Consider the following 9,898-nt stretch of genomic DNA (forward strand, 5'->3'; position numbering starts at 1 on the left):
CAAAAGCAGCATAAAATATCGCCAGCCATAGCATGGCTGACGATACAAAAATTTATTATTTTTTATTGTCCTCTTGACGGGGAGCATACCATGATGTCTGTCAGCACTACGTGTGGTTTTTTTTCGCGTATTACCTTTAACGCCTGCTCTCCGCTCTGCGCAAAACCAACCACCTCATATCCCATACCGTTCCAGTCATACGTCTTTACCAGACCCTCCAGCAGGATCGGCTCATCATCTACGATCACCAGTTTTAACAACCCCATAGTACACCTCATACCTTTTATTAATACCATCTTAACATATTACAGTCTCATTCTATAATTTTTTATACTTTTTCTTTACCAAAAATCATATCTGTTATGCAAAAAATCATACTTTTTATATCAAAAATTATACTTTTATGAAAAATCAGAGGTTTTGGCATATACAAAACAAAAAGAAAAACACAATATCCAAAACGTTTCCATTCCCTTCTCAGTGAATCCTTCGTTTGAATATTGTGTTTTCTTTTTGTTTCCTGTTATGTTTATCTTGCGCAGACTTCTGTCGTTTTTCTGATCTTCTTGATCAGTTCATCTGTAAATGCGCCTTTTTTCATTCTCCACATCCAGTTACCGCCGAGTGTAGATGGCATATTAATTCTTGCCTTATTACCAAGTCCCAGATAATCCTGTACCGGAATGATGCACGTATCTGCCACACTTCTCATCGCCAGACTTATGAAATCCCAGTGTACTTCTTCATCCGGAGTATATGGATTATTCAGATATTCCTTTGTCATCTCTTTATCTTCTTCGGAAAGTGTCTGATACCATCCCTGAAGGGTATCGTTATCGTGGGTTCCCGTATAAACTACACAGTTTTTATCATAATTATGTGGAAGATAATCACTGTCCTCTCCTGCCACAAATGCGAATTCCAGTACTTTCATTCCCGGATAACCACTGTCTTTTAACAATTGTCTCACCGTATCCGTCAGGAATCCCAGATCTTCCGCAATGATCGGAAGGTCACCTAATGTTTCCTTCATCTTAAGGAACAGATCCATGCCCGGTCCCGGCATCCATTCACCATTCTCTGCCGTCTCATCTCCATACGGGATTGCATAATATTCATCAAACCCACGGAAATGATCGATACGGATGATGTCATATAATTTAAAGCAGCAGGCCACCCGCTTCATCCACCAGTCATAGCCTGTCTTCTTATGGTAATCCCATGCATACAATGGATTCCCCCACAACTGCCCGGTTGCCGAAAATGCATCCGGCGGACATCCCGCTACCGCAACCGGCAGATTCTCTTCATCTAACTGGAACAGCTTCGGATTCGCCCAGGTATCTGCACTGTCAAATGCTACATAGATCGGGATATCCCCGATAATCTCAATGCCTTGTTCATTGGCATATGTTTTCAGTCCGGCCCACTGTCCGGCGAACAGATACTGCAGAAATTCATAAAAATCAATCTCTGCACTTAATTGTTCCTGATATGCCGCAATTGCTTCCGGCTTACGCAGCCTGATGTCTTCCTCCCACTGATCCCAGCTTTTTCCGTCAAATGAATCTTTCACTGCCATATACAATGCATAATCCGCAAGCCATGCTTTTTCTTCTTCCAGATAAGTACGGTATGCCTTACTTTCCATCAATCCGTTCTTTTTGGCTCTTTTATATGCAAGCTTTAATACTTTAAATCTTGCATTATATATTTTTTCATAATCGATTTCTTCTTCATTCTCTCCGAAATCTGCCTGGTCACACTCTTCTTTTGTCAGAAGTTCATCCTCGATCAGCGTCTCCAGATCGATAAAATACGGGTTTCCCGCAAATGTTGAAAAAGACTGATACGGTGAATCACCGTATCCTGTCTGTCCAAGCGGCAGGATCTGCCACAATTTCTGTCCTGCTTCTTTTAATATATCTACAAATTCATACGCTTCTTTTGAAAAACATCCGATTCCATATGCCCCCGGAAGTGCAGAGACCGGCATTAACATTCCACTCTTTCTCATTAACTTTCGTTCCTTCCTCGTTATGATACTTATAATTAAGTATAGCAGTGTTCTTTGGATGCTTCAAATAAAAAGTATACTCTGTATATAAGAAATCATAGATTATTCCACAGATGTCACCGTATAATCCTTGTCTTCTACTGTCTTCTTCAGCACATCATCTGCGATCTCTGCATTTAATGTCAGCTCTGCTGTTCCTGCCTCATGGCTTACAACTGCTTCATCTACCTGTGGAAGTGCTTCCAGTGCTTTCTTTACAGCTGCCTCACAGTGTCCACACATCATTCCCTCAATATGCATTATTTTTTTCATTGTCTTGTCCTCCTTCTTGGATCTCTTTTTTTCTTTTTTGGCTTTTAATTTTTTATCTTTTGATGCATCATACATCTTAAAAAGATTCAATCTCAATGCGTTCGATACTACGCAGAAGCTTGATAAACTCATGGCTGCCGCACCGAACATCGGATTTAATTTCCACCCGAACAGCGGATACCATACACCAGCCGCAAGCGGGATTCCGATAATATTATAGAAGAATGCCCAGAACAGGTTCTCATGAATATTACGGAGTGTCGCACGGCTCATGCGGATTGCTGCCGGCACATCACTTAACCGGCTCTTCATCAGAACAACATCTGCCGCATCGATCGCAACATCCGTTCCGGCTCCGATCGCAATACCCATATCGGCTCTTGTAAGTGCCGGTGCATCGTTGATACCATCCCCGACCATCGCAACTTTTCCTTTTTCTTTCAGCTTACGGATCACCTGCTCTTTTCCTTCCGGAAGTACGCCTGCAATCACTTCATCAACTCCGGCCTGCTGTCCGATGGCTTTTGCAGTACGTTCGTTATCTCCGGTCAGCATGACTACATGGATTCCCATGTTCTGTAATTCTTTGATTGCCTGCGGGCTGTCTTCTTTGATGACATCCGCCACTGCAATTACACCTAATAAACGGTCTTCATTTCCAAAGAATAATGGTGTCTTACCTGCTTCGGCAAGTTTCTCTGCCTTCTTCTGGATATCTCCATCAACGGATACCTTACTGCTGATAAATGTATAATTTCCTCCATATAATGTATGGTCATCCAATATGGCTGTCAGGCCGTTACCCGGAAGAGCCTGGAATCCGGTAACTTCTTCGATGCCGGCATTTTCCTCTTTTGCATTTTCAAGGATTGCTCTTGCCAGTGGATGTTCACTCTTATTCTCCAGTGCATACGCACATTTTAATAAGGTATCTTCTGTCACTCCCGCTGCCGGAATGATATCTGTCACTTTCGGTTCTCCACTTGTGATCGTACCGGTCTTATCCAGCGCAACAATTTGCATCTTTCCAGTCTCTTCCAGTGAAACTGCTGTCTTGAACATAATACCATTTCTGGCACCCATTCCATTTCCGACCATAATTGCTACCGGTGTTGCAAGTCCAAGTGCACATGGACAGCTGATCACCAGCACCGCAATTCCTCTGGATAACGCAAAACCAATACTCTGTCCTGCGATCAGCCATACAATAATTGTGAGCACTGCAATTGTGATAACCATTGGCACAAATACACCGGATACACGGTCCGCAATCTTTGCGATCGGTGCTTTCGTTGCAGCCGCATCACTTACCATCTGAATAATCTGCGAAAGTGTCGTATCCTCGCCGACTCTGGTCGCACGGCACTTCAGATATCCGGACTGATTTACGGTTGCGGCTGATACCTTATCACCGACAGCCTTATCTACCGGAATACTTTCACCTGTAAGAGCAGATTCATTGACTGCACTGTTTCCTTCTATGACTTCTCCGTCAACCGGAATATTCTCTCCCGGTTTTACAACAAAGCAATCTCCCTTTTGTACCTGTTCGATCGATACCTGAACTTCTTTTTCTCCACGGATCACAACCGCTGTCTTTGGCGCAAGCTTCATCAGTCCTTTTAATGCATCGGTCGTCTTTCCTTTTGATCTTGCCTCCAGCATCTTTCCGACCGTGATCAGTGCAAGGATCATAGCTGCTGATTCAAAATAAAAATCATGCATATAAGACATTACTGCATCCATATCCCCATGCATCTGCGCATCTGTCATTGCAAACAGTGCATACGTACTGTATACAAAAGACGCTCCGGATCCAAGTGCCACCAGGGTATCCATATTCGGTGCCCGGTGGATCAGTCCTTTGAATCCACTGATGAAAAACTTCTGGTTGATCACCATGACTGCAATCGTCAGAAGCATCTGTAACAGTCCCATCATTACATGATTGTCTTTCATGAATCCCGGAACCGGCCAGCCCCACATCATATGTCCCATGGAGAAATACATAAGGACGATCAGAAATCCCACCGATGCGATCAGACGTCTCTTTAGTACCGGCGTCTCTCTGTCTTTTAGCATATCCTCTCCGGCCAAAGCCTGTGCCGGCTGCGCCTTCGCTGCTCCTTCTCCTTTTTTTGACGCTCCATATCCGGCATCTTTGACTGCCTTAATGATCTCCTGTTCCGTTGCAGTACCTTCTACTCCCATAGAGTTTGTAAGGAGACTCACTGAGCAGGATGTTACCCCCGGTACTTTTGAAACTGCTTTTTCCACTCTTGCGCTGCAGGCTGCGCAGCTCATACCGGTTACAATATATTGTATCATCGTTGTCTGTTTCCTCCTGTCATCTTATTTCTTATTGTTTACCGCATCAGTTTCTGCAGAACCTTTACCAACTCATCAACCGTCTCATCTTTTCCTTCTCTGATATCATCCGCCACGCAGGTACGGATATGATTCGCCAGTAATACTTTATTGAAACTGTTCAATGCCGCATTCACTGCCGACACCTGTACCAGGATCTCCGGACAATAGGCATCCTTCTCCAGCATACCCTTGATTCCTCGCACCTGTCCTTCTATCCGGCTTAAGCGGTTCATCAGATCTTTGTATTCTTTTTCCGAACGATGCTTGGACGTGTGGCAACAGCATCCTTTGTCTATATTTTTATCCTCCATATATCTTCTCCTTCTCGGTTCTCATACCCTTACCGGGTATATGTATTTTACCTCTTATTCACAGATCTGTCAAGCATCCAAATAACAGACCGGAGCCGGAATCCTGTCACATCTGACAAGAATCCGGCTCCGGTCTGTTCGGTTATGTATTCATTTCAATCAGAACGTCGTCTAATCTATCATACTATCCTTTATTCCTTCCTCATTCGATAGCTACTCTTTGGATTTACTTCTTTCTTTTTTAAATACACGTATCATGAAATAACTAAATCCGCCAATATATCCAACCAGTGTAATCACCATCATAATAATTGCATCCATCGTCATAGTTCATACCTTCTTTCTACTATTATTTTCCAGCTTCGTTATCTTTCATAGCTCCCTTTGCAGTCTTTGTATTAAAGAACTTGGAAAGTGCGAGACCTACAAGGATCACTACTCCGAACTGAAGTAATACAGTTCCTGTGTTATCCTGGATAATAAACGGATTCAGCCATGTATCCGGGAACCATTCCTTTGTCTGTAATAACCAGTAAACCACCATGATCACTACCAGAACCGGAATCAGATACATACATCCGGTATAATATGCTTTTGGAAGATGTACATCTGCACCTTTTGCATTTACTTCCTGTGTACGTAATTTTTCCACACCATATTTCCATGCCAGGATTGCAATAAAGGCACCACTTACCAGAAGTCCGATTCCCCATACCCAGTCCTGATTATCAATGTTAACCAGTGACCAGCATGAGAAGCATCCTACTAAAAATCCTGCGAAGCAGACACTGACCACTGCTTTCTTCCGCGGCAATCCAAGGTCAACAACACATTTTACTCCAACTTCGATCATAGAGAACAGTGATGTGATTGCTGCAATTGCAAGTAATCCAAAGAAGATAAAGGAAATGAATCTTCCACCCGGGATTGTTGTAAATAACTGATAAATGTAAATAAATGTAAGTCCGAAGTTGCCCTGACTGAGTGCTTCATTCGCTGCCTCCGGTGTAGCTGAAAGTGCACAGATTGCCGGGATAACTACCAGTGCCGAGAGGATTGCTCCAAGGTTATCACCAAGTCCCATGATCAGACAGCTTGTCGGAACATCTTCCTCTTCTCCTACGTAGTTCGCATATGTAATAATGAATCCCCATCCGGCTCCGGTGCTCCATGCTGCCTGGATGAAGGCTTGAATCCATGTATTCGGGCTTAAAATATACTCTTTCTTAACAGTAAAGAGATACTGAAGTCCCTGATTTGCTCCATTTAATGTAACTGCGTAAATTGCTAATCCTACAAGGATGATAAACAGTGCCGGTATCGCTACTTTACAGAATTTTTCAATTCCACCTGCAATTCCCTGATAAACGATGAAACATGCAAGTGCAAATCCGATCGCATGGAATAAAATAACCTGTGCCTGTGAATCTGTAAATGCTGTCCACATTGCCGATGTCGTCTCTGTTGACAGATTCGGTTTAAATGCTGAAGTTACAGAATTAACTGCGTATTTCATACAATATCCCTGAAGTACACAATAATAACTCATCAGGAAGAAACATACTGCTGCAACAAAGAATCCCATCCATGTATATTTCTTTCCACCTGCATCACGGAATGTACCGATACATCCAAGTCTCGTCTTTTTACCGAATGCCATCTCTGTAGAAAGAAGCGGTACAGCAAATACCAGCATTGCAATCGTCCATGCTATGATAAATGCTCCTCCTCCGTTCGCCGCACACACTCGCGGAAACCGCCATACATTACCGGTACCAATACACATACCTAACGCGGCTGCTATGTAACCTATGGTACTAAATTTTTCTTGTTTTTGTTCCATATCAAAACCTCCATTCATATACCAATTTTTTAGAAATGAATACCTTGTAACTATAGTGTAAAAGATGGTTATATAATTGTCAATGAAAAATATTATGTTTTTTTATACAAATATAACAAACTGTAATATTAAATGCATTTTATTATATTTTTTATTAATTTCTGATAATTCAAAAGTAAATAGACTGTTTTTCATACTTTAGTCTAATTCATCTACAATTCCAAAAGTTTCTCTTGTATATTGGAGATATAAAAAAACCGTATCAGACTTTTTATCGTCTGATACAGTTTTCTTCTTTTCAATATAAATCTTCTTCTATATGTTCTCTTCCCTGATCCACAATTGTACGCACATGATCGTCTGCCAGTGAATAGAACACGGATTTTCCCTCTCTTCTGCTCTTGACCAGTTTGTTCTGCTTCAGAATCCTAAGCTGATGTGATATTGCAGACTGTGTCATATTCAATGCCTCTGCAAGATCGCACACGCACACCTCTGCTTCAAATAACACGAACAGGATACGCATTCTAGTCGAATCACCGAATACCTTGAACAACTCCGCAAGATCATATAATTCCGTTTCTTCCGGCATCTTTTCATTTACGATCTTCAGAAGATTCTCATGTACCTCACATGAGTCACATACTTCCATTCCTTCTTCTATTTTTGCCATCTGCCCACCAGCCTTTTCTATAAGTGTTTTACGAATAATGCACGGATTGCATTCAATACGGCAATAACCATGACACCGACATCTGCAAAGATTGCCATCCACATATTTGCAATTCCAAGTGCTCCGAGGATCAGGCAGACTGCCTTGATTCCAAGTGCAAAGTATATATTTTCATATACGATACGCATACATTTTCTGGAAATCCTGATTGCTTTTGCGATCTTCTTCGGATCATCATCCATCAGGACAACATCTGCCGCCTCAATCGCTGCATCTGATCCAAGCGCTCCCATGGCAATTCCGATATCTGCCCTTGACAATACCGGTGCATCATTGATTCCGTCTCCGACGAATGCCAGCTTTTCTTTCTCTGATTTCTGTTCCAGAAGTTCCTCTACTTTCGCAACCTTATCTGCCGGAAGGAGTTCACTGTATACTTCGCCGATTCCCAACTCTTCTGCGACCTTATCTGCCACTCGCTTCATATCACCGGTCAGCATTACGGTCTTGGTGATGCCTGCTTTTTTCAGATCTCTGACAGCTTCTTTCGCATGTGGTTTTAATTTATCTGAGATCAGGATATGTCCCGCATACTTACCGTCCACCGCAACGTGAACGATTGTACCTGTTTCTTCACATTCACTGTATTCCACATTCAGATATTTCATAAGTTTTGCGTTACCGGCTGCCACCGGAATACCATCGACCTTCGCTGTCACACCTTTTCCGCTCAGTTCTTCAATCTCAGTCACACGATCCCGGTGAATCTGTTTTCCATATGCTTTCTGAAGACTCTTACTGATCGGATGGGATGAGGAACACTCCGCAAGTGCCGCATACTCTAATAACTGTTCTTCCGGTATCGTATTGTGATGCACTCCGCTCACCTCGAATACACCTTGTGTCATCGTTCCGGTCTTATCAAATACCACATACTTTGTCCGTGCCATCGTCTCCAGATAATTCGATCCTTTGACCAGCACACCTTCATGACTCGCCCCGCCAATTCCTGCAAAAAAGCTGAGCGGAATACTGATCACCAGTGCACATGGACAGCTGATAACCAGGAAGGTCAGCGCTCTGTAGACCCAGTCACCCCATTCCGGTGCGAGTCCCATTGCCAGCATCCTTACCAGTGGCGGCAGGATGGCAAGTGCAAGCGCACTGTAACAGACTGCCGGTGTATAATATCTGGCAAATTTTGAAATAAAATTCTCTGATCTTGACTTCTTAGAGCTTGAATTCTCCACCAGATCCAGAATTTTTGATACCGTAGATTCTCCGAATTCTTTTGTTGTACGAATCTTCAGAAGACCTGTCAGATTAATACATCCACTTATGACCTCCTCACCGGCTGCTGCTTCTCTCGGAACACTTTCTCCGGTCAGTGCACTGGTATTCAATGTACTGCTTCCTTCTTCGATCACACCATCGATCGGAACTTTTTCTCCCGGCTGAACGACAATGACAGTTCCAACTTCCACTTCATCCGGATCCACCTGTTCCAGCTCTCCGTCTTTTTCAATATTCGCATAATCCGGACGGATATCCATCAGTTCACTGATATTCCTGCGGCTCTTTCCAACCGCATAGCTCTGGAATAGTTCTCCGATCTGATAGAAGAGCATAACCGCCACACCTTCTGTATAATTTCCAAGTGCAATGGCTCCTATGGTAGCAACTGCCATCAGAAAATTTTCATCGAATACCTGCTTATTCAGGATTCCTTTGAATGCTTTCCTTAAAATGTCATATCCCACAACAAGATACGGGATCATATAAAGTACGAACCGCAGCCATCCTTCCGCAGGTAAGAACTTCAATATAATCATAAGTAGTGCTGCAATAATAATTCTGGTAAGCGATTTCTTCTGCTTTTTTGTCATATTTTTTCCCAACCTTTACAGAAATATCTCACAATCATCTTCTACTACTTTACAGTTCTTCTGTACCTCTTTCATTACCTTCTTAGGATCTGCGCCTTCTTCAAATTCTACGATCATCTTTAACATCATAAAATTCACAGTTGCATCCTTTACTCCGTCAGTGTTCTTCGCTGCCTGCTCCATCTTATTTGCACAGTTTGCGCAGTCTACGTCGATTTTATAAGTTTTTTTCATGATAAATACTTCCTTTCCTGTTTTTATTTGATTATTTGAATATATGAACAGTTATTCATATGTTTGTTTTAATTATAGCACTGCGCTGCATAATGTCAATACATTTTTTTGGGATTTTATTTATTAACGTAGTTGGCCTCTCGATCCTTGAAGAAAACAGTATAAAGTGGTTCTGGTTCAGGTTCCACGCTCTAAGAAAAACTAAGAGAGCCAGAATCTCCTAAAAGCAAAGGAACTACGCTCAAACTCGGC

The 9,898-nt window shown here is 42.5% G+C and carries 8 protein-coding genes; all 8 read right to left on the minus strand.

The window, feature by feature from the left end:
- Window positions 1–62: 62 nt before the first annotated feature.
- Entirely contained in the window at window positions 63–266 is a 204-nt protein-coding gene (locus tag OCV72_RS16280) for a response regulator (protein ID WP_055284922.1), read from the minus strand.
- A 263-nt stretch (window positions 267–529) separates the two neighbouring features.
- The gene (malQ, locus tag OCV72_RS16285; protein WP_055284924.1) at window positions 530–2,017 is read right to left on the minus strand and encodes a 4-alpha-glucanotransferase; all 1,488 of its coding nucleotides are present in this window, start codon (window positions 2,015–2,017) and stop codon (window positions 530–532) included.
- 102 nt (window positions 2,018–2,119) lie between these two features.
- Complete coding sequence (locus OCV72_RS16290) at window positions 2,120–4,657, minus strand: heavy metal translocating P-type ATPase (RefSeq protein ID WP_055284926.1); 2,538 nt, start codon at window positions 4,655–4,657, stop codon at window positions 2,120–2,122.
- A 38-nt stretch (window positions 4,658–4,695) separates the two neighbouring features.
- On the minus strand, window positions 4,696–5,010 hold the full coding sequence (locus OCV72_RS16295; RefSeq protein ID WP_055284928.1) for a metal-sensing transcriptional repressor: 315 nt from the start codon (window positions 5,008–5,010) through the stop codon (window positions 4,696–4,698).
- Window positions 5,011–5,359: 349 nt separating this feature from the next.
- The gene (locus OCV72_RS16300; protein ID WP_055284930.1) at window positions 5,360–6,853 is read right to left on the minus strand and encodes a sodium-dependent transporter; all 1,494 of its coding nucleotides are present in this window, start codon (window positions 6,851–6,853) and stop codon (window positions 5,360–5,362) included.
- A 298-nt stretch (window positions 6,854–7,151) separates the two neighbouring features.
- Window positions 7,152–7,526, minus strand: coding sequence for an ArsR/SmtB family transcription factor (locus tag OCV72_RS16305; RefSeq protein ID WP_055284932.1), 375 nt, complete (start codon window positions 7,524–7,526; stop codon window positions 7,152–7,154).
- Between the two features lie 17 nt (window positions 7,527–7,543).
- Window positions 7,544–9,412 (minus strand): heavy metal translocating P-type ATPase, encoded by a 1,869-nt coding sequence (locus OCV72_RS16310; RefSeq protein ID WP_055284934.1) that lies wholly within the window; start codon window positions 9,410–9,412, stop codon window positions 7,544–7,546.
- A 15-nt stretch (window positions 9,413–9,427) separates the two neighbouring features.
- On the minus strand, window positions 9,428–9,646 hold the full coding sequence (locus OCV72_RS16315) for a cation transporter (RefSeq protein ID WP_028087251.1): 219 nt from the start codon (window positions 9,644–9,646) through the stop codon (window positions 9,428–9,430).
- Window positions 9,647–9,898: the final 252 nt, after the last annotated feature.

The sequence above is a fragment of the Dorea amylophila genome (assembly GCF_025567265.1).
Taxonomy (GTDB): domain Bacteria; phylum Bacillota; class Clostridia; order Lachnospirales; family Lachnospiraceae; genus Dorea_A; species Dorea_A amylophila.